The sequence below is a fragment of the Streptomyces sp. NPDC005151 genome (genome assembly GCF_053599875.1).
The window spans coordinates 32,335-55,206 of sequence record NZ_JBSFYR010000032.1; the positions used below are offsets into that span (position 1 = coordinate 32,335).

23 protein-coding genes are annotated in these 22,872 nt (G+C 70.0%); 13 read left to right on the forward strand and 10 right to left on the reverse strand.

All coding sequences use genetic code 11. The features are described from left to right. The first annotated feature begins 60 nt into the window (after positions 1 to 60). On the forward strand, positions 61 to 1,254 hold the full coding sequence (locus tag ACWD6R_RS18940) for an RtcB family protein (protein WP_451819718.1): 1,194 nt from the start codon (positions 61 to 63) through the stop codon (positions 1,252 to 1,254). 82 nt (positions 1,255 to 1,336) lie between these two features. On the opposite strand, the gene ACWD6R_RS18945 is transcribed toward ACWD6R_RS18940, so the two are convergent. Further along, positions 1,337 to 2,095 (reverse strand): SDR family NAD(P)-dependent oxidoreductase, encoded by a 759-nt coding sequence (locus ACWD6R_RS18945; protein WP_451819719.1) that lies wholly within the window; start codon positions 2,093 to 2,095, stop codon positions 1,337 to 1,339. Between the two features lie 261 nt (positions 2,096 to 2,356). On the opposite strand from ACWD6R_RS18945, the gene ACWD6R_RS18950 reads away from it, so the two are divergent. Next, positions 2,357 to 2,881, forward strand: a complete 525-nt coding sequence (locus tag ACWD6R_RS18950) for a hypothetical protein (RefSeq protein ID WP_451819720.1) — start codon at positions 2,357 to 2,359, stop codon at positions 2,879 to 2,881. 71 nt (positions 2,882 to 2,952) lie between these two features. Further along, entirely contained in the window at positions 2,953 to 3,456 is a 504-nt protein-coding gene (locus ACWD6R_RS18955) for a MarR family winged helix-turn-helix transcriptional regulator (RefSeq protein ID WP_451819721.1), read from the forward strand. A gap of 69 nt (positions 3,457 to 3,525) precedes the next feature. On the opposite strand, the gene ACWD6R_RS18960 is transcribed toward ACWD6R_RS18955, so the two are convergent. Together ACWD6R_RS18960 and ACWD6R_RS18965 are read right to left on the reverse strand one after the other, a co-directional pair. Next, complete coding sequence (locus ACWD6R_RS18960; protein WP_451819722.1) at positions 3,526 to 4,275, reverse strand: Mut7-C RNAse domain-containing protein; 750 nt, start codon at positions 4,273 to 4,275, stop codon at positions 3,526 to 3,528. Between the two features lie 81 nt (positions 4,276 to 4,356). Continuing rightward, the gene (locus ACWD6R_RS18965; RefSeq protein ID WP_451819723.1) at positions 4,357 to 5,196 is read right to left on the reverse strand and encodes an SDR family oxidoreductase; all 840 of its coding nucleotides are present in this window, start codon (positions 5,194 to 5,196) and stop codon (positions 4,357 to 4,359) included. Positions 5,197 to 5,637: 441 nt separating this feature from the next. Here ACWD6R_RS18965 and ACWD6R_RS18970 point away from each other — a divergent pair, with 441 nt between their 5' ends. Next, positions 5,638 to 6,081, forward strand: a complete 444-nt coding sequence (locus tag ACWD6R_RS18970) for a GNAT family N-acetyltransferase (protein ID WP_451819724.1) — start codon at positions 5,638 to 5,640, stop codon at positions 6,079 to 6,081. Here the strand turns inward: ACWD6R_RS18970 and ACWD6R_RS18975 are convergent. Both ACWD6R_RS18975 and ACWD6R_RS18980 read right to left on the reverse strand, forming a co-directional pair. Beyond that, entirely contained in the window at positions 6,050 to 6,646 is a 597-nt protein-coding gene (locus tag ACWD6R_RS18975; RefSeq protein WP_451819725.1) for a GNAT family N-acetyltransferase, read from the reverse strand. The genes ACWD6R_RS18970 and ACWD6R_RS18975 overlap by 32 nt on opposite strands. A gap of 29 nt (positions 6,647 to 6,675) precedes the next feature. Beyond that, positions 6,676 to 7,482, reverse strand: a complete 807-nt coding sequence (locus tag ACWD6R_RS18980) for an AraC family transcriptional regulator (protein WP_451819726.1) — start codon at positions 7,480 to 7,482, stop codon at positions 6,676 to 6,678. An 88-nt stretch (positions 7,483 to 7,570) separates the two neighbouring features. Between ACWD6R_RS18980 and ACWD6R_RS18985 the strand changes: the two genes are divergently transcribed. After that, entirely contained in the window at positions 7,571 to 8,143 is a 573-nt protein-coding gene (locus ACWD6R_RS18985; protein WP_451819727.1) for a TIGR03086 family metal-binding protein, read from the forward strand. Here ACWD6R_RS18985 and ACWD6R_RS18990 read toward each other — a convergent pair. The 3 genes from ACWD6R_RS18990 to ACWD6R_RS19000 form a co-directional block, all read right to left on the reverse strand. Further along, positions 8,076 to 8,438, reverse strand: a complete 363-nt coding sequence (locus ACWD6R_RS18990; protein ID WP_451819728.1) for a hypothetical protein — start codon at positions 8,436 to 8,438, stop codon at positions 8,076 to 8,078. The genes ACWD6R_RS18985 and ACWD6R_RS18990 overlap by 68 nt on opposite strands. A gap of 119 nt (positions 8,439 to 8,557) precedes the next feature. Then, positions 8,558 to 9,682 carry a hypothetical protein gene (locus tag ACWD6R_RS18995; RefSeq protein WP_451819729.1) on the reverse strand — a complete coding sequence of 375 codons (1,125 nt, stop codon included), beginning with the start codon at positions 9,680 to 9,682 and terminating at the stop codon, positions 8,558 to 8,560. Positions 9,683 to 9,816: 134 nt separating this feature from the next. Beyond that, positions 9,817 to 10,398 (reverse strand): hypothetical protein, encoded by a 582-nt coding sequence (locus ACWD6R_RS19000; RefSeq protein WP_451819730.1) that lies wholly within the window; start codon positions 10,396 to 10,398, stop codon positions 9,817 to 9,819. 318 nt (positions 10,399 to 10,716) lie between these two features. On the opposite strand from ACWD6R_RS19000, the gene hemL reads away from it, so the two are divergent. The 8 genes from hemL (at position 10,717) to ACWD6R_RS19040 (ending at position 19,138) form a co-directional block, all read left to right on the forward strand. Further along, positions 10,717 to 12,024, forward strand: coding sequence for a glutamate-1-semialdehyde 2,1-aminomutase (gene hemL / locus ACWD6R_RS19005; protein ID WP_451819760.1), 1,308 nt, complete (start codon positions 10,717 to 10,719; stop codon positions 12,022 to 12,024). Beyond that, positions 12,021 to 12,734 carry a histidine phosphatase family protein gene (locus ACWD6R_RS19010; protein WP_451819731.1) on the forward strand — a complete coding sequence of 238 codons (714 nt, stop codon included), beginning with the start codon at positions 12,021 to 12,023 and terminating at the stop codon, positions 12,732 to 12,734. The genes hemL and ACWD6R_RS19010 overlap by 4 nt, the downstream gene beginning before the upstream one ends. Before the next feature lie 209 nt (positions 12,735 to 12,943). Beyond that, the gene (locus tag ACWD6R_RS19015) at positions 12,944 to 14,194 is read left to right on the forward strand and encodes a hypothetical protein (protein WP_451819732.1); all 1,251 of its coding nucleotides are present in this window, start codon (positions 12,944 to 12,946) and stop codon (positions 14,192 to 14,194) included. A 67-nt stretch (positions 14,195 to 14,261) separates the two neighbouring features. Continuing rightward, on the forward strand, positions 14,262 to 14,873 hold the full coding sequence (locus tag ACWD6R_RS19020) for a TlpA family protein disulfide reductase (RefSeq protein WP_451819733.1): 612 nt from the start codon (positions 14,262 to 14,264) through the stop codon (positions 14,871 to 14,873). Between the two features lie 46 nt (positions 14,874 to 14,919). Further along, positions 14,920 to 15,642 (forward strand): cytochrome c biogenesis CcdA family protein, encoded by a 723-nt coding sequence (locus tag ACWD6R_RS19025; RefSeq protein WP_451819761.1) that lies wholly within the window; start codon positions 14,920 to 14,922, stop codon positions 15,640 to 15,642. Between the two features lie 5 nt (positions 15,643 to 15,647). Continuing rightward, positions 15,648 to 17,462, forward strand: coding sequence for a cytochrome c biogenesis protein ResB (gene resB / locus ACWD6R_RS19030; RefSeq protein WP_451819734.1), 1,815 nt, complete (start codon positions 15,648 to 15,650; stop codon positions 17,460 to 17,462). After that, entirely contained in the window at positions 17,459 to 18,547 is a 1,089-nt protein-coding gene (gene ccsB / locus ACWD6R_RS19035; RefSeq protein WP_451819735.1) for a c-type cytochrome biogenesis protein CcsB, read from the forward strand. Before resB ends, ccsB begins: the two co-directional genes overlap by 4 nt. Positions 18,548 to 18,598: 51 nt before the next feature. After that, positions 18,599 to 19,138: an SRPBCC domain-containing protein gene (locus tag ACWD6R_RS19040; RefSeq protein WP_451819736.1), complete on the forward strand. Its 540-nt coding sequence runs from the start codon at positions 18,599 to 18,601 to the stop codon at positions 19,136 to 19,138. Here the strand turns inward: ACWD6R_RS19040 and ACWD6R_RS19045 are convergent. Beyond that, positions 19,105 to 20,679, reverse strand: coding sequence for a hypothetical protein (locus ACWD6R_RS19045; protein WP_451819737.1), 1,575 nt, complete (start codon positions 20,677 to 20,679; stop codon positions 19,105 to 19,107). The genes ACWD6R_RS19040 and ACWD6R_RS19045 overlap by 34 nt on opposite strands. After that, positions 20,672 to 22,801 carry a hypothetical protein gene (locus ACWD6R_RS19050; protein ID WP_451819738.1) on the reverse strand — a complete coding sequence of 710 codons (2,130 nt, stop codon included), beginning with the start codon at positions 22,799 to 22,801 and terminating at the stop codon, positions 20,672 to 20,674. The genes ACWD6R_RS19045 and ACWD6R_RS19050 overlap by 8 nt, the downstream gene beginning before the upstream one ends. Positions 22,802 to 22,872 lie beyond the last annotated feature (71 nt).

A 22,872-nucleotide genomic window follows, 5' to 3' on the forward strand; every position in this document is an offset into this window, starting at 1 on the left:
CTTTTGCCGACCTTGGCACCGGTTTTGCGCTTTCAGTCTTTTCGGGGGAATTGAGGACCTATGTCGTACGTAGAGGTGCCGGGGGCGAAGGTCCCCATCCGCATGTGGGCCGACCCGGCTTCGGTCGAGGACGGTGCGATGCAGCAGCTGCGGAACGTTGCCACGCTGCCCTGGATCAAGGGGCTGGCCGTCATGCCCGACGTGCATTACGGCAAGGGCGCGACCGTCGGTTCGGTGATCGCGATGAGTGGTGCGGTCTGCCCGGCGGCGGTGGGAGTGGACATCGGGTGCGGCATGTCCGCGGTGAAGACCTCCCTGACGGCCAATGACCTTCCGGGCGACCTGTCGCGGCTTCGGTCGACGATCGAGCAGGCCATTCCGGTGGGCCGGGGCATGCATGACGACGTCGTGGACCCCGGCCGGCTGCACGGCTTCCCGACCGCGGGCTGGGACGACTTCTGGGGACGGTTCGACGGGATTGCGGAGGCGGTCAAATTCCGTCATGAACGTGCCACCAAGCAGATGGGAACGCTTGGATCCGGAAACCACTTCATTGAGTTCTGCCTCGACGAGTCGGGTTCGGTGTGGCTGATGCTGCACTCCGGGTCCCGGAACATCGGCAAGGAGCTCGCCGACTACCACATCGGGGTGGCGCAGAAGCTGACGCACAACCAGGGTCTGATCGACCGTGACCTGGCGGTCTTCATCGCGGACACCCCGCAGATGGCGGCGTACCGGAACGACCTGTTCTGGGCCCAGGAGTACGCGAAGCACAACCGCGCGATCATGATGGGGCTCTTCCAGGACGTCGTCCGCAAGGAGTTCAAGAAGGCCCGGGTCGCCTTCGAACCGGTCATCTCCTGCCACCACAACTATGTGTCGGAGGAGCGGTACGAGGGCATGGATCTGCTGGTCACCCGCAAGGGGGCGATCCGTGCCGGTTCGGGTGACTTCGGCATCATTCCGGGGTCGATGGGCACCGGCTCGTACATCGTGAAGGGGCTCGGGAACGCGAAGTCGTTCAACTCGGCCTCGCACGGTGCCGGCCGGAAGATGAGCCGCAGCGCGGCCAAGCGGCGCTTCTCGACGCGGGACCTGGAGGAGCAGACGCGGGGTGTGGAGTGCCGTAAGGACTCCGGCGTCGTGGACGAGATCCCGGGGGCGTACAAGCCGATCGAGCAGGTCATCGAGCGGCAGCGGGACCTGGTGGAGGTCGTCGCGAAGCTGAAGCAGGTGGTGTGCGTGAAGGGCTGAGTGCCCTTGACGCCGCTACGAAGACGAGCCCCGGACCCTGTGGTGGTGGTGGTCCGGGGCTCTTCCGTGCGGGCCGATGGCCTCAGAGCGTGCGGTGGACCTTGGTGTTGGACGCCTGGGCGCGGGGGCGGACCACCAGGAGGTCGATGTTGACGTGGCTGGGGCGGGTGACGGCCCAGGTGATCGTGTCGGCCACGTCGTCGGCGGTGAGGGGGGCGTCGACGCCGGCGTAGACCTTGGCGGCCTTCTCGGTGTCGCCGCGGAAGCGGGTGGTGGCGAACTCCTCCGTCCTGACCATGCCGGGGGCGACCTCGATGACGCGGACCGGGGTGCCGACGATCTCCAGGCGGAGGGTCTCGGCGAGGACGTGTTCGCCGTGCTTGGCGGCCACGTAGCCACCGCCGCCCTCGTACGTGGACAGGCCCGCCGTCGAGGAAAGGATCACGATCGTGCCGTCGCCGCCCGCGGTGAGGGCGGGGAGCAGGGCCTGGGTGACGTTGAGCGTGCCGATGACGTTCGTCTCGTACATCTGGCGCCAGTCGGCCGGGTCGCCGGTGGCGACCGGGTCCGCGCCGAGCGCGCCGCCCGCGTTGTTGACGAGGACGGCGAGAGAGCGGAAGGCGGTGGCGAAGTCGTCGACCGCCTCGCGGTCCGTGACGTCCAGGGCGTACGCCGTGGCCTCGTGGCCCGCCTCGTTGATCTCGGCGGCGAGCGCCTCGATGCGGTCCTTGCGGCGGGCGGTCAGGACGACGCGGTAGCCGGCGGCGGACAGCTGCCGGGCGGTCGCGGCACCGATGCCGCTGCTCGCTCCGGTGATGACGGCGATGGGGGTGGCGGCCATGCGGACTCGACTCCTCGGACATCTGATCGGTACGGGGTCAGGATAGGCAGGCGGCGCGAGGTTCCGTTCGGCGGCCGCGCTGTACGGGGCGTCCGGCGGCCGCGTTTCCCGAGGTGGCCGGGGCGGGGAGAGCGGCGCCGCCGGAGTCCGGCGGGTGTCGGCGTGGTCGGCGGTCGGCGCCCGATCGGGCAAGCGGGTGGAGTGGAGCGCGGAACCGGTGTGTAAATACGGATAATTCGGGGCGATCGGTATCTTCAGGGCATGGTAGTCACGCGTAAGGCTCGTCTGGCGGTCTCCGCCGCGGCGGCGATGGCGGCAACGGTGTCGACAGCGGCATGGGGGGCGGGACAGGCGGTCGCGACGGGGCCCGTGCCCGCGCCGGTGGACCGGCGGGTGGCGCGGGAGGCGGACGTCTCGCACCACGGGCATGTCTCGCTGTGGGGCAGGGGGCTCGGGGTCTGGCTGCACAGCGAGAACCACGGTCCGTCGAGTCTGGCGAGTGTGACCGTACGGTTCCGCTTCTCGGTGCCCCTCAGTGGCCGGCAGGAGATGCCGGTCGAGTGTCTGCAGGCGAGCGCCCGAACCGTACTGTGCCGGACGGGTCCGCTGAGGGCGGACGGGTGGGCCGGCCGCCAGCTCGCGCTCGAGCTGCAGCTCGCGGGGCGGCCGAACGAGGTGGTCGTACGGATCGACACCGTCTGGAACGGTGGTGCGACCGACCGGAACCCCGGCAACAACCGGCATGAGGTGCTGGCGCCCGCCACCGGTGACGAGTACGTCTTCTGACCTCTGGTGGCGCGGTGGTCCGGGCCCGTGGGGATGACGCAGGGGCAGTGTCTGCTTCGTACACTCTCTGCATGCCGCAGAAGTCCCCGGTCCGGCGCAGTGCTCTGCTGGCCGAGCTGTCCACCGAGTCGCGCCGCTACATGGCCGCGTACGCCCTCTTCAATCAGGCCGTCGCCGACCATCTGCGGATCCACCCCACCGATCTGCAGTGCCTCAACCTGCTCGGCCTCGAAGCGGAACCCGTCACTACCGGACGTATCGCGGAGCTGACCGGGCTCACCACCGGGTCGGCGACCCGGCTCGTCGACCGGCTGGAACGGGCCGGCTATGTGACGCGCGAGCGCGACAGGGCGGACCGGCGGCGGGTGCTCGTCGCGACCGTGCCGGAGCGGATGGCGGAGTTCGGCGCGGTCTGGGAGAGGCTGAGTGGGGACTGGGCGGCGATGTTCGAGGCGTACGACGACGACGAGGTGGCACTCCTCATCGCTCATATGCGGCGGACGGTCGAGCTCGGTGCGGGCCAGATCGCGCGGCTGCGGAGCGGGGAGTTCGATCCGGCGCAAGGCGCGTCGTAGGGCGAGTCGTAGGGCGATTCGTCAGGTGTGACGTGCGGATCGTGTCCGGCCGTGCCCCGCCGGACAGCCCTACCGGCCCGGACCGGCCTGATCCCGGGCGCCGAACTCGAGCACCGCGTCGGCGACGATCGTCTCCAGGTGGGAGTGGTGGGCGCCGCGCCAGTACACCCGACCGCACTCCGTGCACTGCGCGAAGACGTCGTACGACTGCTGTGTGCCGTGCTCCAGCTGCTCCCGGACGGATTCCTTGTCCGCGTCGGTCAGCGGCCCGTTGCAGGCCGTGCACCGGGTCCACGGGGCCAGCTCCGGTGCGAACCGCTCCAGCACGTCCCGCAGCTGATCGTCCGGACGGTCGCTGTAGATGTACGCCCCTGCCCAGATCTCCCGCCGCCGCAGCAGTCCCCGGTCCCGGGAGAGAAGTACCCGCTGCTCCTTCGCCGACAGGGCGGCCAGCGCCGGGTCGCCGAGGTCCTCGCTCTCGTACGCGGCGTCGACGCCCAGCAGCCGCAGCCGCCGGGCGAGCGTGCCGAGGTGGACATCGAGCAGGAAGCGCAGCGGCGCGCCCTCGACGCGCTGGGGGCGCGCCACCGCGCGCACCTGGACCAGTTCGCCCGCGCCCGGGATGTGCGAGACGGGGACGGGGCGGCCGTCCACGAGCAGTTGGCCGGCCTCGGTGAGCGGGACGCCGAGCGATTCCACGACATGGCCGAGCGTCGAGGCGCCGTCGGTGGTCACCGACGTGCGTCCGTCGCGGCGTTCATGGGCAACGAAGAGCCGCAGTTCAGGGGCGACTTCCAGGTGGATCTCCGGTCCGTTCACGTCGTCAGCATGCCACCGGGCGGTCTGCGTGAGCCAGGGAATGCACGGGCGAGGTGCAGCCGGAGACGGGTGGACAGGCTCTCAGGCGCGGAACGCGTCAGCGTGCTCCTCGGCCCAGGCGGCGAACGTACGGGCCGGGTGGCCGGTCAGCTTCTCGGTCTCGCCGGTCACCTCGGCCGGTGAACCGTCCGTGGACGCCCAGTAACTGAGGAGTCCCTCGGCGACCTCCTCGGGGACGTACGGGATCACGGACTTCTTCCAGGCCGACCGGCTCACGGCGTTGACCGTGACGGGGCGCCCCGAAGCCGCCGCCAGCAGGCCGATCTGTTCGGCGGCTGTGAGCGATTCGGGGCCGGTCAGGTGATACGCCGAGCCCTGCAGCCGGTGCTCGGTGAGGACCGCGAGGGCGGCCTCGGCGATGTCCGCCTCATGGATCGGGCTGGTGTGACTGCGCGGGTAGGGCAGGTCCACGACGCCGTGACTCCGTACCGCCGCGGACCACTGGTACGCGTTGGTCGCGAAGGCGCCCGGGCGCAGGAAAGTCGTGGTGAGCGGTGAGGCGGCGAGCGCCTGCTCGACCGCATGGTGGGAGCGGGCGATCGGGTTCTCCTGCGCGTCCGGGCCGAGTACCGAGCTGGAGGAGAGCAGCACGATGTGCCGGACTCCGGCTGCCTCCGCCCGGGTGAGGAACGAGTCGATCCCGGCCGGTTCGGCGTACAGGAAGACGGAGCCGACGCCGTCCAGCGCGGGGGCGAAGGTGGCGGGATCGGTGAGATCGCATGCCAGGGCCGGCACTCCGGCGGGCGGGTCGAGCCGGGCGGGGTCGCGGGAGGCGGCGCGCACGGCGTGGCCATCGCGGTGCAGGAGCGAAACGAGTGCGGAACCGACGCGGCCGCGGCTTCCGGTGACGAGAGTGAGCATGACGGGGTGAGCTCCTTCAGTTATTTTGTGCGTAACGCATAAGCTGCGTCGCGCAGATAAATATCCATGAGGAGGGCCCGCCCGTCAAACGTTTTGGGCGGGCCCGCGGGTCACGCCGGGCTGACGGCCTGCCTCGCGGTAAAGAGTGGGCTCCCGACGCCCTGCGACTTTGCTTGCGGCGTTGTCGTCGGTCACCGACGCTCCGCGTCGACTCCGTCCTCCGCCGTGCCATCGAAGCCGCATGACGCCGCTCGCTGATCCACTCCCTACCGCGGGGGAGGCCGTGAGGGCTGCCGGTTACGGCACGACGCGGTAGTGCGTGGTGATGCGGCCACCCGCGCCCGGGTCGCCCTCGTCCAGGACATGGAAGGCGACCCCGGGCGGCGCCTCCGGATCGATCAGCCCCTCGCAAGCCCCCGGGGCTGCGCCTACAGTTCCCGCATGAAGATCACCGACCTCGAACCCGGCGACCCCCGACTGACCACGGACCTTCTTCCCGTGCTGCGCGAACTTCGTCCGCATCTGACAGAGGACCTCTTCCGTGAGGTGTACGACAAGGGGTACTCGCAGGGGCTCCGCTTCACCGTCGTCCACGACGGCGACGGCGCATGCGTGGGCGCGGCCGGATGGCGGATCGTCGACAACACCAGCCAGATCCGCAAGCTGTACGTCGACGATCTGGTCACCGCCGAGCACGCCCGGTCCACCGGTGTCGGCCACCGGCTGCTGGGGTATCTGGAGCAGCGTGCCCGGGAGGCCGGCTGCCTGGACCTGAGTCTGGACTCGGGCACGCATCGCACCGATGCCCACCGCTTCTATCTGCGGGAGCGGCTGGACATTGTCGCGTTCAGCTTCAACAAGCCTCTGGCCCGGAATTCGGACTGATCCCGGGGCCGGGCTCGGAACCGAGCTCCGGAGTGAGGTCCAGTCGCCAGTCATTCGTCAGCAGCGCATGGCCGGGCGGGTACTCGAAGTCGCACTCGCCGATCAGGATGAAGCCCGCCCTGCGGCACACCGCGTTCGACGCGCCGTTGTCGACGGACGGGTAGGCGTGCAGATAGCGGTGCTTGCGCTCGGCCCGCGCCTGCTCGACGACGGCCCTGGTCGCGACCGTGGCGATGCCCCGCCCCTGGTGGCCGGCGAGGACGGCCCACCCCGTCTCGTACACCTCCTGGCCCTGCCAGGTGCGCTCCCAGAACCCGATCGTCCCCACGGCCTCGCCCCCGCTTCCGTCGGCCAGGGTGATCCGGAACATCCTGCCCCGGCCCGTGCGGTCCGCGCTCAGCTCCACATAGCGGCCGTGGCGCACCATGAGCTGTTCCTCCGACTCGGAACCGCCCAGATGATCCATCAGTTCCGGCGCGTTGACCCGGCGCAGGAGCTCCAGGTCGCCGTCCGACCAGGGCTCGATCCGTACGGGAGACGCCGATGACGGGGGAGTGTGCTCCATACGGCAACAGTAGGACGCGGCACTGACAATCAGCGCCCGGCGAGTGCCGTCGGCGGCACTCCGAGCGTCGTCGTGAAGTCCCTGACCAGGTGCGCCTGGTCGCTGTAACCGAGTTCCGCCGCGAGCGTGGCCCAGTCCACCTCGGGGTCGGTCTCGGCGCGTTCCAGCGCCTCGTGGATGCGGTAGCGCAGGATGACCCACTTGGGGCCGACGCCCACATAGGTGGCGAAGAGCCGCTGCAGCGACCGCGCCGACAGCCCTTCGGTGCGGGCGAGTTCGTCGACGCGGCGGATCGTGCGGTCGGTGCGGACGCGCTCGACCAGCGCCATCACGCGCTCGGTCTGCGGGTCGGGTTCCGGGGCGAGCGCCAGCAGGTACGCGTCCAGCGCCGCGACCCGTGCGTCCTCCTCGGCCGGGTCCAGCACGGCCGCCACGGGCGCGGGTACGGCGAGGACCTCGTCCGCCATGAGCCGTTGGCCCGACCACCGCGACACCGGGTGGTCCGGTGCGAACGGCCGGAAGCCGCCCGGCCGGAATTTCACCCCGCAGACCCGTCCCCGGCCCTCCAGCTTCTGGCTGAAGAGCTGGAGCCCGATGCCCGCGACCTCCGCGAAGGCGGGCTCGCCGGTGCTCTCGTAGTGCTGGAAGACCAGGTTGACCGAAGGGTGCGGCACCACGTGCGAGGTGTACGGCTCCGGCAGGTCCCATTCGATCAGCCAGTAGAACGCCACCTGCGTCCGCAGCCCGGGGGCCGGCTCGCGGCGGCGGAAATGCACGTGCGAGAAGAGTTCGTGGGCGTCGACGATGCCCCGGTTGTCGCGTCGAGGACCTGACATGACAGCGATCCTATGACGAACAACAGTTCGAATCATCCGTGTCGCGTTTCTTCAAGACGCGGGCGATTGCCGGATGCACGGTTGAAGCATGAAGAAGATCAGTGAATTGCTGGACGCGGCCGCGGAGCGGGCGATCCCTGTGGTGCGCGGGATCGACGACGGCCAGCTGGACGACCCCACCCCGTGCACGGAGTACGACGTACGGGCCCTGGTCGACCATCTCTTCCAGGTGGTCGTCAACTTCCAGGCCCTGGCGGCCAGGGAGGAGCCGGACTTCGGCGCGAGGCCGACCGCGGTCACCGGCGACTGGCGCAGCCGCTTCGGCGAGGAGACGGCCAAGCTGGTGGCGGCATGGGGCGCGCCGGGTGCGGACGAGGGGACCGCGGGTTCCATGGGATTCCCCGCCAGAACCGTCGCGCAGATGGTGCTGGGCGATCTGACCGTGCACGCGTGGGACCTGGCGCGCGCCACCGGGCAGGAATTTGTTCCGGACGAGGCCGTGGTGCGCGAACTGGGGCCCGGCGTTGCCGACATGGCGCCGAACGCGCGGAAGGCGAAGGTGTACGGCGAACCCTTCCCCGTACCGGACAGTGCTAGCCCCTTTGAGCGGATGCTGGGTACGACCGGCCGCGACCCGGGGTGGCAGCCGCCCCGGGCATGACCCCGGGGACGCCCGGGGCGCTTGCGGCGCCGATGGCTTCCGCCGGCGTCGGCCTCTGCGCGGCCGGTTCCGGTGCTCCCGCGGCGCCGTAGAGCGCACCGAGCTTCGCGTACGCCCCGTCGACGATCTCCCTCGCCGCCTCGGCCATCTCGCGCTCGGCGAGGCGGGCCGCCTGATGGGCGTACGGCGATGGCGGCGTCGGGTGCCGGCGCCGCCACCAGCTCTCGCAGCCTGCGTAGATCCCGCCGGCGAAGACCAGCAGGGGGATGGACAGGGCCAGCAGCGTGTCACCCATGGCAGTCCTCCTCGATGTCGATGCCCCGTACGCGACCACGCGGGCTGTATGGGGCATCGGCATGTCCGGCAGGCCGGCTGAAGATCATTCTTCGGCCAATGAATGGCCGGATGCGGGCGTCAATCGGACACCCTCCGGTTGTCCGGAGTCCACACGTGCAGGGCATCCCCGTCCCTGGACACCGTGTACCAGGTGCCGTCGCCGAGCGCCGTGGGCGTGCCGCAGACCGGGAAAGGGTACGCGATCTGCCCCGCCGGTCGCATTCCCGCCGTCTCCAGCAGCCAGTGCCGGACCGGGCCGAACTCCTCCTCCTGGTCCGTACTGGTGATCGCGGTCTCCCGGTCCAGGAATCCGCACTCGTAGTCCCACATCACGTCGTCGGCGTCATAGTCGTCCGGATCCGCGTCGGGATGACGGGGCACGGCGTCCTCCGCCTGCAGTTCGGCCACCACCTCGCCGTCCGCGACCCGGTGCAGGGCGAGCGAGTCCAGGTCGTGGGCCACGGTCAGGAAGTACTCACCCGTGGGGCTCACCGACGTCAGGATCCGCTCCTGCTCGCCGAACTGCTCCACGGAGAGCTCCACCCCGTCCCACCGCCCCCACAGCAGCGGTGCCCCGTCCTGGCCCTCGCCGACGCTCAGCCCCATCTGTGCCGGATCCGGGTGCGGTACGTGCTCCGAGCCCGCGGCCACGGTCTCCGCGTCCGCCCGGCCCAGCACCCGCCCGTCGGCGGCATCGATGACCAGCCACTCGTCCAGCGCTTCCGGATCCGGCCCGGCCGAGGCGACGGGGCCGCGGACATGGGCCCACACGAGCGACCCGTCCGCGGAGAACACCGCCGAGCCGCTGTCCGCGTACAGATGCGCCTTGTCGTCCGCGTACTCCTCGTACGACTCGTGCAGGACGCGGCAGCCGCCCTCCCAGCAGCCGTGCCGCACCTCCCAGCGCACCACGCCCGCCGGATCGACGGCGCGCACCGCATGGACCCCCGAGAAAACCGCGAGATCCCCGCCCGGCGCCACCGTGAACGTACCGAAACGGCGCGGCCACGGCGCCGGGAAGCGGGTCCGCGGGACGGACCCGTCGTCCAGGCCGACGGCGACCGCCTCGACATCGCCCCGCTGTATCAGCAGACGCCGGTCCGGCCACCGCAGAACGGACGGGGCGTACGCGGCGTCGCGCTCCCGGTCCAGGGGTGCGGTGAATGTGGCGACAAGACGCGCGGTTACGGCGCTGGTGATCATGGTTCCCCTCCCGAACGTGCAGCCTGCGGCGTGCACCAGATCAGGGGAGAACCGTAGAGCCCATGAGTGACCGCCGCGCTACGGGGTCGGGTCGGGGCCGGCTCGGGGCGGTCGGGACGTGCGGGAACCCCGGCTCAGGGCCAGACCAGGCAGTACGCCTGATGCCCCGCGTCATGCAGACGATGGCTGAAATCCTGCCACTCGTGCAGCAGTTGGTAGACGTTGAACGCGTCGCGCGGGCCGCCGCGGTCCGGGACCGTGGACCAGATGAAGGCTGCGGCGCCGACCGATTCCTCGCCGACGCCGCGCAGCGGGTCGACGACCGTCATGGGGAGTTTGACCACGGCGTAGTCGGGGTGCAGGACGACCAGTTCCAGCGGGGGGACCTTGTGCAGGGGTATGCCCTGGATTCCGGTGAGGACCATGGCCGACACCGTCTCCGGTTTGATCTTGGTGAACATGCCGCCCATGCCCAGCTCGTCGCCGCCGAGCTCCTCGGGGCGCATGGAAATGGGCACCCGTGCGGCCGTGGCCCCGTCGGGGGCCCCGAAGTATTTGTACGTCACCCCCACCCGGCCACCACTCCCGCTTCCGGACTGCGCACTGCCGGCCTGTATGCCCTGCCGACGCTCGGCCTCACGCCGGTGCCGACCTCGGCGGGCAGGCTCGGGCCCCAGGTCGTCGGTCCCTTCGCCCACTTCGCCACCGCGATGCATATCTCATCCATCCGACTACTGCTTAGGAGACACAGCCCCGCCGCGCAACCTGATCATCGTGCCAGTGACCTCCCCCGCGGGCGTGGTGTGAAACACCTGTCCGCAAGACCGTCGGAGGCTCCGACACCATGGCTTGTGTGAGCTTTCCGCCCCAGTTTCGCAGACGCGAGGGGGCTGACGCCCGGTCGTCGCGCGATGGATGTGCTCGCGGGGCTTTCGGTGGCCGGGATCTTCCGCTCCTGTCCGCGCGGGAGCGCTGTCCTACCCTGGGGAGGTCACTAGCCCCCGGAGTCGGAGAAGTCGCAGGTCATGACCGAACTGCCTTATCGATATGAAGCCCCAGTTTCGCAGACGCTTTTCGACCGCGCGTCCCTCGTGACGCCCGGCGGCGTGAACTCTCCCGTACGTGCCTTCCGGGCTGTGGGCGGTACGCCCCGCTTCATGGTGTCCGGTACCGGTCCGTACCTCACCGATGCCGACGGCCGTGAGTACGTCGACCTCGTGTGCTCGTGGGGGCCGATGATTCTCGGCCACTCCCACCCCGAGGTCATCGCCGCAGTCCAGGAGGCTGTCGCCCGCGGCACCTCGTTCGGTACGCCCGGTGAGGGCGAGGTCGCGCTCGCCGAGGAGATCGTGGCCCGGATCGAGCCCGTGGAGCAGGTGCGGCTGGTGTCCTCCGGTACCGAGGCGACCATGTCCGCGATCCGGCTGGCCCGCGGGTTCACCGGCCGGGCGAAGGTCGTGAAGTTCGCCGGCTGCTACCACGGGCACGTCGACGCGCTGCTTGCCGCCGCCGGGTCCGGGGTCGCGACCTTCGGTCTGCCGGACACCCCGGGCGTCACCGGCGCGCAGGCCGGCGACACGATCGTGCTGCCGTACAACGACCTGGAGGCCGTGCGGGCCGCGTTCGCCGCGCACCCCGGTGAGATCGCCTGTGTGATCACCGAGGCCTCGCCCGGCAACATGGGCGTGGTGCCGCCGCTCGACGGTTTCAACGCCGGGCTCAAGGAGCTCTGCGCCGAGGGCGGTGCGCTGTACATCTCCGACGAGGTCATGACCGGATTCCGTACCTCGAAGGCCGGCTGGTTCGGCATCGACGGCGTGCGGCCCGACCTGATGACCTTCGGCAAGGTCATGGGCGGGGGCTTCCCGGCCGCGGCCTTCGGCGGGCGCGCCGATGTGATGGCGCACCTCGCCCCGGTCGGCCCCGTCTACCAGGCGGGCACCCTCTCCGGAAACCCGGTCGCCACCGCCGCCGGCCTCGCCCAGCTGCGGCTGCTCGACGACGCGGCGTACGCGAAGGTCGACGCGGTCTCCGCGGAGATCCGGTCCTTGGTGAGCGAGGCGTTCACCAAGGAGGGCGTCGCGCACACGGTGTCCGCGGCGAGCAACATGTTCTCCGTGTTCTTCACGGAGCAGCCGGTGCGGAACTACGAGGACGCCAAGCAGCAGGAAGCTTTCCGCTTCAATGCCTTCTTCCACTCGATGCTGTCGCAGGGCGTCTATCTGCCGCCGTCCGCGTTCGAGTCCTGGTTCGTCTCCACCGCCCACGACACGCAGGCCGTCGAGCGGATCGCCGCCGCCCTGCCCGCCGCCGCCCGCGCCGCCTCGGAGGCCACCGCATGAGCGAGACCGGCAGTACCGGCCGTGCAGACAGTGCGCGTCAGGACATCACTGTCGTTCATCTGATGCGGCACGGGGAGGTGCACAACCCCGAGGGCGTGCTCTACGGGCGCCGTCCCGGCTACCACCTCTCCGAGCTCGGCCGGCAGATGGCCGACCGGGTGGCCGAGCACCTGGAGAAGCGCGACATCACCCATGTCGTCGCCTCCCCGCTGGAGCGCGCCCAGGAGACGGCGACGCCGATCGCCAAGTCGCACGGCGTCGACCTGGCCACCGACGAGCGGCTGATCGAGGCGGCCAATGTCTTCGAGGGCAAGACCTTCGGGGTCGGCGACGGTGCGCTGCGCAAGCCGGACAACTGGAAGCACCTCACCAACCCCTTCCGCCCGTCCTGGGGCGAGCCGTACATCGAGCAGGTCGTACGGATGATGGGCGCCCTCGACGCCGCGCGCGACGCGGCCCGCGGGCACGAGGCGGTCTGCGTCAGCCACCAGCTGCCGATCTGGATCGTCCGGAGCTTCGTCGAGCGACGGCGGCTCTGGCACGACCCGCGCAAGCGGCAGTGCACGCTGGCCTCGCTGACCAGCTTCACGTACCAGGGCGACAAGATCGTCTCGGTCGGCTACACCGAGCCGGCCCGCGATCTGGTCCCCGCGCACCTGCTGGCCGGTGCGAAGCCGGTGAAGGGGAAGCCCAAGGCGTTCGGCGCGTAGCCGAGATTTCTCGACCCGCACAGGCCCCTGCCGATATGTCGGCCGGGGCCCGTGGTGCGTTCGGGTCAGGAACAAGGTCACGTCAGGAGTGGCGTCTGGTCACGCACAGAATTGTGTGTTAGCCAGCGGAACCCCCGCGCTGTTTCGCGCATCTAAGCCTTCGCCAGTTTGTATGCAGTTGGGTCGGAACGACCGCAGATGGGGACGCCATGCGCGACATCAGCCGAAGGAGTCTGCTCGGAACCGGACTGGGGGCCGCGGCTGCCATCGGGACGGCGGGCTGCGGTTCCCGGCACTCTTCCGAAAGGGGCCGGCCGGGCCCCGGCCCCGAGGAGAGGGCGGGCGGCAAGGCCGAGGGGGACGGTGCCGGGGACGAGGACGTTCGCGAGATCGGGGACGGTTCCACCGCGGACACCGGGGAGCAGCCGAACCAGCCTTCCGCGCCGGTCCCGCTGGAACCCGGCCAGGCCCCGCCGCAGTTCGTGATCTTTTCCTGGGACGGGGCGGGTGAGGTCGGCACCGGGCTCTTCCCGCGATTTCTCGAACTCGCCAAGGAGCACGACGCGGCGATGACCTTCTTCCTCTCCGGGATCTACCTGCTGCCCGAGTCGAAGAAATCCTTGTATCGGCCGCCGAACAACCGCATCGGCGCCTCCGACATCGGCTATCTCACCGATGCCCACATCAAGGAGACGCTGGGCCACATACGCAGGGCCTGGCTCGAAGGCCATGAGATCGGCACGCACTTCAACGGGCATTTCTGCGCCGGTTCCGGATCGGTCGCCCGCTGGACGTCCGCCCAGTGGGAGAACGAAATCGATCAGGCGGTCTCCTTCGTCACCGAATGGCGCACCAACACCGGCTGGACCGATCTCGACCCGCTGCCCTTCGACTACCGCAAGGAACTCGTCGGCGGCCGCACCCCCTGTCTGCTCGGCCAGAACAATCTGCTGCCCACCGCGCGCCGACTGGGCTGGCGCTACGACGCGAGCTCGCCCGGCGGCACCCAGATCTGGCCCACGAAGCGCCAGGGCATATGGGATCTTCCACTGCAGGGCATGCCGTTCCCCGGGCACACCTTCGAAGTGCTGTCGATGGACTACAACATCCTCGCGAACCAGTCGCAGAACACCACCCGGGGAATGCCGTCGCGCTATCCGGAATGGCGCACCCAGGCCACTCAGTCGTACCTCGCCGCTTTCAACCGTGCGTACGGGTCGAATCGCGCACCCTTCTACATCGGCAACCACTTCGAGGAGTGGAACGGCGGCATCTATATGGATGCGGTCGAAGAGACCCTCAAAAGGATCGCCCGGAAGCCGGATGTGCGGCTCGTCTCCTTCCGGCAGTTCGTCGACTGGCTCGACGTCCAGGATCCGGCCGTGCTCGCGAAGCTCCGTACGCTGGAGGTCGGCCAGTCGCCCGACGGCGGCTGGAACACCTTCTTTAAACGGGCCTGACAACGGGCTTTACGGGCACCGAGGGGGGTGCGCAAGATCCGCAAAACCGTCATGCGAAACTTTTCACATGAGCTCTGGCCGCGCACCCCGACGCCGCTTCACCCTGCTCGCCGCCCCCGCAGCGGCCGCCGCACTGGCGCTGACCCTGACCGCCTGCGGCGGTGACGGCAACAAGGCCGGGGGTGGCGGCAATTCGCACTTCGTCACCGGCAGTGGCGGAATCTCCACCGTGGCCAAGGCGGACCGCCAGGACGCGCCGAAGCTCGACGGAGCGACACTGGACGGCAAGCCCCTCGACGTTGCCGACTACAAGGGCAAGGTCGTCGTGCTGAACGTATGGGGCTCGTTCTGCGGCCCCTGCCGGCTGGAGGCCAAGCACTTCGCGAAGGTGTCGAAGGAGACCGCGAGCCAGGGTGTCCAGTTCATCGGGATCAACACCCGGGACGCCGAGAAGGGCCCGGCGGTGAACTTCGAGAAGGACAACAACATCACCTACCCGAGCTTCTTCGACCCGGTCGGGAAGCTCATCCTGCGCTTCCCCAAGGGCACGCTGAACCCGCAGGCCATTCCTTCGACCGTGGTCATCGACCGGGACGGGAAGCTCGCGGCCCGCACCCTCGTCGCCCTCGACGACGTCAACCTCCACAAGATGATCGACCCGCTGATCGCGGAGAAGTGATTCCGTGCTCACCCTCGCCGCACTTCCGGGGCAGAACGAGACCGTGATGAACGGGGCGCTGTTCGTCGCCCTGCCCATCGCCGTACTCGCCGGGCTCGTCTCGTTCTTCTCGCCGTGCGTCCTGCCCCTCGTGCCCGGCTATCTCTCGTACGTCACCGGCGTCAGCGGCACCGATCTGGCGCAGGCCAAGCGGGGGCGCATGGTCGCGGGAGCCTCGCTCTTCGTGCTCGGCTTCACCGCCGTGTTCGTCTCCGGCGGCGCACTCTTCGGCTTCTTCGGCCAGACGCTCCAGGCGCACAGCACCACGCTCTCCAAGGTCCTCGGTGTGCTGATGATCCTGATGGGGATCTTCTTCATGGGCCTGATGCCGTGGATGACGCAGCGCGAATTCCGTATCCACAGGAGGCCGGTGACCGGACTGGCGGGCGCACCGCTGCTGGGCGCCCTCTTCGGGATCGGCTGGACCCCGTGCCTCGGCCCGACGCTCAGCTCGGTGAGCATCCTCGCGTTGGACCAGGGCACCGCCGGACGCGGGGCGATACTGACCATCGCCTACTGCCTCGGGCTCGGTGTGCCCTTCGTGCTCGCCGCAGTCGCCTTCCGCAAGGCGCTCGGCGCGTTCGGCTGGGTCAAGCGCCACTACACATGGGTCATGCGGATCGGCGGCGTCATGATGATCGCGACCGGGCTGCTCCTGCTGACCGGCGTGTGGGGCAGCATGATGCAGGAATTGCAGGGCTGGTCCGACGGCTTCACGGTGGGGATCTGAGTTCCATGAGCAACACCAAGACCAACGCGGCCGAAGAGCGCGCGAACGAGCGCGAGCGTGAGAACCAGCGGGAGCGGGAGAACGCGGCCGAGCTCGGCGCGGCCGGCTCGCAACTGTCCACCGCCCCGCGAGAAGAGGCCCTGGCCACGCTGCCCGCCATGGGCGTCATCGGCTGGGCGCGCTGGTTCTGGCGCCAGCTCACCTCGATGCGGGTCGCGCTGATCCTGCTCTTCCTGCTCTCGCTCGGGGCCATCCCCGGCTCGCTGATCCCGCAGAACAGCGTGGACGAGCTGAAGGTGCAGACCTTCAAGGAAGCCCACACCACCGTCACGCCGATCTACGAGAAGCTCCAGTTCTTCGACGTCTACAGCTCGGTGTGGTTCTCCGCGATCTACATCCTGCTGTTCATCTCCCTCATCGGCTGCATCGTGCCGCGCACCGGCCAGTTCATCGGCCAGCTGCGCAGCCGGCCGCCGGGCGCCCCCAAGAGGCTGACCCGGCTGCCCGCCTACACGACGTGGCGCACCGACGCCGAGCCCGAGCAGGTCCGTGAGGCCGCGCTCGCGATGATGCGCAAGCGGCGCTTCAGGGCGCACGTGGACGGCGATGCGGTCGCTGCGGAGAAGGGCTATCTGCGCGAGGCCGGGAACCTGATGTTCCATATCGCGCTGATCGTCATGCTGGTGGCCTTCGCCACCGGGCAGCTCTTCAAGTCCGAGGGCGGCAAGCTGATCGTCCAGGGCGACGGCTTCGCCAACACGCTGACCCAGTACGACGACTTCAAGTCCGGTTCGCTGTACGACACCGACTCGCTCGCCCCGTTCAGCTTCACCCTCGACAAGTTCGTCGGCACGTACGAGCGCAGCGGCCCGCAGATCGGCACACCACGCACGTACGAGGCCCACGTCACGTACTCCGAGGGTGCGTACGGCAAGCCGAAGAAGGCCGTCATCAAGGTCAACGAGCCGCTGGTGGTCGACGGCTCCAAGGTCTATCTGATCGGGCACGGCTACGCCCCGGTCGTCTCCGTCAAGGACGGCAGGGGCAAGGAGGTCTACAAGGCCGCCGTGCCGCTGCTGCCGATCGACTCGAATGTCACCTCGACCGGTGCGGTCAAGGTGATGGACGGCTACAAGGACGGGACCGGCAAGCGGGACCAGCTGGGCTTCCAGGCGTTCTTCGTGCCGACGTTCGCCGGCGAGGGCAAGGGGACGATGTTCTCCCAGTTCCCGGCCGCGGACTTCCCGGTGCTCGCGCTCAACGGGTACCACGGCAGTCTCGGCGTCGACTCCGGACTGCCGCAGAACGTGTACCAGCTGGACACCTCGAAGATGAAGGCGTTCAAGGGCAGCAAGGGCGAGCAGCTGAAGCAGCGCCTGCTGCCCGGCGAGACGATGAAGCTGCCCGACGGCGCCGGATCGATCACCTTCGAAGGCGTCGAGCAGTGGGCCAGCTTCCAGATCTCGCAGCAGCCCGCCAGCGGCTGGGCGCTCACCGGGGCCATCGGCGCGATCGCCGGTCTCGCGGGGTCGCTGTTCATCCAGCGGCGCCGGGTCTGGGTCCGGGCCGTACGGGGAGCGGACGGCGTCACCGTCGTGGAGATGGCGGGGCTGGGCCGCAGCGAGTCCGCGAAGCTGCCCGAGGAGCTGGCCGACCTCGCAGTCACGCTCAACGACCTGGCACCCACGGTGCCGGACGCGCCCGAAGCACCGGACGCGTCCGGTGAACCGGATGTGGCCGAAGAACCAGGCGTGGCCGCGGCGCCCACAGCGCCGGACGACGCATCCGCCGAAGCACTTTCCGAAGGGGCTGAGAAGTGAATCTCGCCGCCGCAACCAACGAGAATCTGGCACACACCAGCAATGTGCTGATCTATTCGTCGATGGCCGTCTACACCCTGGCCTTCTTCGCGCACATCGCGGAGTGGGTGTTCGGCAGCCGCAGCAAGGTCGGCCGCACCGCCGCCGCGCTGACCGGGGACGGGGCCGCGGCCTCCCCGGCAAAGATCCAGGTCCAGGTCGCGCAGAAGGGCGGCGCCACCGCCGTACTGGACCGGCCGAAGATCATCACGAGGTCCGCCGCCGGCTCGCGGGACGTCCCGGACGGCCCCGGTGCCGCCGGGGGCACGTTCAAGGGCGACCTGTACGGGCGGATCGCGATCTCCATGACCGTCGTCGCCTTCCTCGTCCAGGCCTGCGGTGTCATCGCCCGCGCGATGTCCGTGCAGCGTGCCCCCTGGGGCAACATGTACGAGTTCTCGATCACCTTCTCCACGGTGGCCGTCGCCGCGTACCTGATCCTGATGGCGCTGAAGAAGAACGTCCGCTGGATGGGCCTGCTGCTGGTCACCACCGTCCTGCTGGACCTCGGCATCGCGACCACCGTGCTGTACACCTCCAGCGACCAGCTGGTGCCCGCACTGCACTCGTACTGGCTGTGGATCCACGTCTCCACCGCCATCATCTGCGGCGCCGTCTTCTACATCGGCGCGGTCGCCACGCTGCTCTACCTGTTCCGCGACAGCTACGAGAGCAAGCTGGCGAACGGCACCGAGCCCGGCTCCTTCGCCCAGTCCGTGCTGTCCCGGCTGCCCGCCGCGGCGACCCTCGACAAGTTCTCGTACCGCATCAACGCCGCCGTCTTCCCGCTCTGGACGTTCACGATCATCGCGGGCGCGATCTGGGCGGGCGACGCCTGGGGCCGCTACTGGGGCTGGGACCCCAAGGAGGTCTGGTCCTTCATCACCTGGGTCGCGTACGCCTGCTACCTGCACGCCCGCGCCACCGCAGGCTGGAAGGGCCGCAAGGCCGCCTACCTGGCGTTGATCGCGTTCGGCTGCTGGCTCTTCAACTACTACGGCGTGAACATCTTCGTCACCGGCAAGCACTCCTACGCCGGCGTCTGACCGTTCCTGCGTACGGGTGCGGAACGCGCCCCACCGGGCCACGCTGGAACCATGACCGACGCACTCCCCGTGATCGAACGTGGTACCGCCGAGACCCACGGTGACCACCACCTCCTGCGGTTCACGCTCCGGCTGCCCCACCCCGTCCCACGGGTGTGGGCAGCCGTTGCCAGTTCCGAGGGGCTGCGGGGCTGGCTCGCCGCCGCCGACCCGTTCGAGCCACGCATCGGCGGGGCGATCACACTGCGCTGGCGGGGTACCGACCCGGACGGGAACGCCACGGTCGCCTCCGGCACCGTCACCGCCTGGGACGTCGAGCGCGTCGCCGAGTACACCCTCGAAGGGGTGCACGGCCGGATCCGCTTCCACCTGGAGCCGCCGCGCGGCGAACACGTGCTCCTGCGCTTCAGCAACGAGTTCCCCGGCGACGACGCGCTGCGGCTGGACTGCCTGGCAGGCTGGCACAACCACTTCGAATACCTGGTGGACGCCCTGGACGGGCACCCCGCCGACTGGTCACGGTGGACCCTGACCCGATGGCGGGAGCTGCGCGAGAGCTACGGTGCGGAGGACGGCGGCAAGCAGTTCTGAGCCGGGGGCTTCCCCTCCGGCCAGGCGATCGCCACGAACCGCTGGGAGACGGCCGCCTGTCCGGAGGGGACCAGCTCCACCACCGGCACCGCCTTGTTGTACGGGTTGCCGTGGTTGTCCAGGCAGATCCAGCCGCTGGCCCCCGACACCCGCAGCGACGCCTTCACCCGCGGCCACTGCTCACCCACGTCCACCGGCTGCGGCAGCCGTTTGCGGTCCGGAGTGGCCTGCCGGATGGCGTGCACGGCCATCGCCATCGCGTCATGCGCGATGATCACCTGGCCGTCGGTCAGATCGGCGTAACCGGTCGGGCCGATCGGACCCGCCGGTTTCTTCCCCACCACCTCCAGCAGATCCAGGAAGCTCCGGTAGTCCGCCGCGGAGCCGCCCGTCCTCACCGCCGCCCCGCCCTTCCCCGCCGCCCAGGCGTCCGGGTGCGCGAGCGACGCGTACCGCACCGTCACCTTGCGAAGCAGCGCACTCCGGTCGAGCTTCCTGTCGCCGCCGAGATACGAACCCTCGTCACCGGTGAGCACGGTGAACGCCCGGTTCTGGCAGCCGCGGTCCCCGAGGGCGTTGATGAACTGCCGCAGCTGGGTGTGGCGCCCGGCGAAGAACACCGTCTCCGCGTTCGTGTCGCAGATCAGATGCGTGATCTGCTGGAACGTGTTGGCCGTGGTGCCCTCGTCGGTCGGGTCCTTCGGCGAGGTGAACAACTGCGGCTCGTAGCGGGTGCCCTTCACCAGTGTGGCGAACGCCGCCCTCAGCGTGTCCGTGTAGTTGTCGCCGCTACGGGTGTCCTGCACCAGCAGCGCCCTGTCGGCCTCCACCTTGCCGAACAGGGCCAGCGCGCGCGCCTCGTCCCGGTTGGTGGGGGAGACCCGGGCAAGCCCCGGGAACGGGTCACCCTTCGGGCCGTTCGCGATGTCGTCCGCGGTGATCGTGGTGCCCACGACCGCGATGTGCGCCGCGGTCAGCTCCTTGACCGCCGACTTCACCGTCGCACTGCTGGTGGCGACCCCCGAGACGGCCCGCAGCCGGTCCGGGGCCCCCGTCATCGTCTTCAGACGGTCCACCGCCGGGCGCCAGAGCAGGTTGTTCTTCCCGGTATTGGCGAGCACCAGACGGATCTTCGGCACCTGGTCGTTCGACAGACGATTGGCCCGGTACTGCGCGGCGAACGCGCCCTGCAGCTCATGCCGCATCTTCGTACCCATCGAGTCGTCCGTCGACGTCAGCGGCAACAGCAGCGCGACCGTCACGTAGTGGCCCGGCTTCAGCCCTGCGTTCTCCCGCCCGATCGCCGCCGCGACATCGGTCAGCTTCGCCCTCCCGAAGTCGTAACCGGAGCCGGAGACACCGATGCACTCGTCACTGCCCTGCGGGCGCTCCACACCCGGCACGCACTGCCGGCTCTCCGGGGTGGTCAGCCGGCTGATGCCGTACCACCCCGACGTGATCACCAGCGCCCCGGTCACCACCGTCGTGACGGTCTTCTGCCGGGCCGTGTACCAGACGCGATAACGCAACGGATTACGCATACGAGCCACCGTCCCCCTGGGTCCGTCCTGGTCCGTGCACAGGGGCCGGCGGCCCCGGCGGCATGGACAGCGGCCGCCACGCCCTGATGTCCTGCGGCCAGTGCGTCGCCGCGTCCCACAGCACGCTGTTGCCCGTCGGGTGCCTCCCGGACAGCTGCCGCAGCTCGAACGCCATCTTCTCGGTCACCTCGTCGTCCGGCAGCGCCAGCGGATCGGAGAGCAGCCACACCGCATGGAGCAGCCGGCGAAGCTGCAACTGCAGCTGGGCCGCCCGCTCGTCGAGCCCGGCGAGCCCCGTCTCCTCGTCCGGCAGCGAGCCCGCCGCCTCCCGGCCCAGGGCGACCGCCCGCCGCGGATCGGGACCGCCGCCGCCCAGGGGGCGCGGATACGGCGCCGAGGCGATGAACCGCAGCGCATCCAGCCAGCGCACCACGTCCCCCAGCTCGAACTGCACCCGCAGATGCGTCACACACGCCCCCGCCCCGCCCAGCACCAGCTCCTGATGCAGCCGGTGCGGGACGCTCGGGAAGCTGCCACCGGGCACATACGCCCCGCGCAGCGACTCGTGCACCGCCCGCCACATCGCGTAATGCGGATGGTCGCCGTCCTGGAACCGCAGCCGGTGCAGCAGCAGCGAACGCAGCAGCGGATCGGCGACGAAATGGTCGGGACCGACCTGCCAGTCCTCCGCCCGCAGCAGATCCCGTACGAGCAACGCCACATCGCCGTCCGTCGTCGGGACGCCGCGCAGCCGGGTCCTGGCCAGCAGCCGCGCCGACTCCTCGCCGTGCGCGGCCGCCAGCACACTCAGTACGTCCGGACGCTGCTGCGGCAGCAGCTGCCGCAGCAGCTCGTCCGCCACCCGCACCGGTGGCCGGTCCTCGCGCAGCTCCACCGTGCAGTCGAACAGGGCCCCCGGCACCAGCGTCGCCGGTTCGCGTGCCTCGCCCGCCGCCTGCGCGAACAGCGCCACTCCCAGCGGCCGCCCGCCCGTCAGCCGGTGCACCCCGCGGGCCAGCCCGGCCGGGGTGCGCCTCGCCGGGTCGAACCGGTCGAATGCCGCCTGCACATGCGAGGCGCTCAGCGGGGTGAGGCCCACGGCGAGGATCCCGGACGTCACCTCCGTGGACCGCGCCCAGTGGCTGGCGTGCGCCACCTCCGGCAGCCGGCGCCGCACCGCATGGCTCAGCCCCTCGTGGTCCCGGACCCGGGAGGAGGCGAACACGGCAATGTGATCACGGCCCCCGGCGGCGCGCCGCCGCAGCACCGGCTCGACCAGCTGCCGCCCCAGCACCGTGTGCGCATTGTCGAGCAGCAGCACCGGGCGCCCCCGACGGGCGCCCCACGCCGTACCCCGGTACGCCCGGACCAGGTCCTCGACCAGCGCCAGCACCAGATGGTCCTCGGCGCGGCGACGCAGATCGCCGCCGCGCTCGAAGTCGACGGCCAGCTGCCGCAGCCCGATCCGGCCGTTGCCGCCCGCCTGCGGATAGGTCCCGTACCAGTCGGCCGAACGCCGCTGGCTGCGGCTGAACGTCTCCTCCAGCACCGTCTCCACGGTCGCCTCCGCCAGCAGCCCGGCCATCGGGACCAGGGAGTCGAGCGTGGTCGCGGCCAGCTTCGTCAGCACCTTGGTGACCCAGCCGGTCGCCGCGTCCCCCTTGGAGTGGACGGTGGCCAGCACCGGGCCGAGCGACTGGAGATCGCGCTGCGCCCGGGTCTCGTCCTCCCGGGTCCACGAGATGGAGGCGACCGCGACCAGACCGAGGCTCAGCCGCGGGAACTGCACCGAGGGCGCGGCCCGCACCCGGGCCGCGAACTGGGCGACGAGATCGGGCAGCGCACCGATGACGGGCGTCCAGCCGGGACCGGGATCCTCGGGCGGGGTGACGGCCTCGCAGTCGGCCAGGGCGACCGGGGTGATCTCCCGGTACACATGCCGCAGCTGCTTGAGCACCGCGGTCTTGCCCATGCCGCGCCCGCCGGTCAGCACGACGACGGGCGGATCGTCGCGGTGCTCGTACGCGGCCCTGGCGGAGCCGTAGGGGATGAGACCTGTCAGACGCGCCGCAAGTCCGTCGTTGCCGAAGATCGCCTCGCGTCCGTACAGCTCTCTGTCCACAGCACCCCCAGTGCCGACGCCTGCCCGAACTGTCACATCGTCAACATCAGGATATCGGTGGTGTGTTGGAG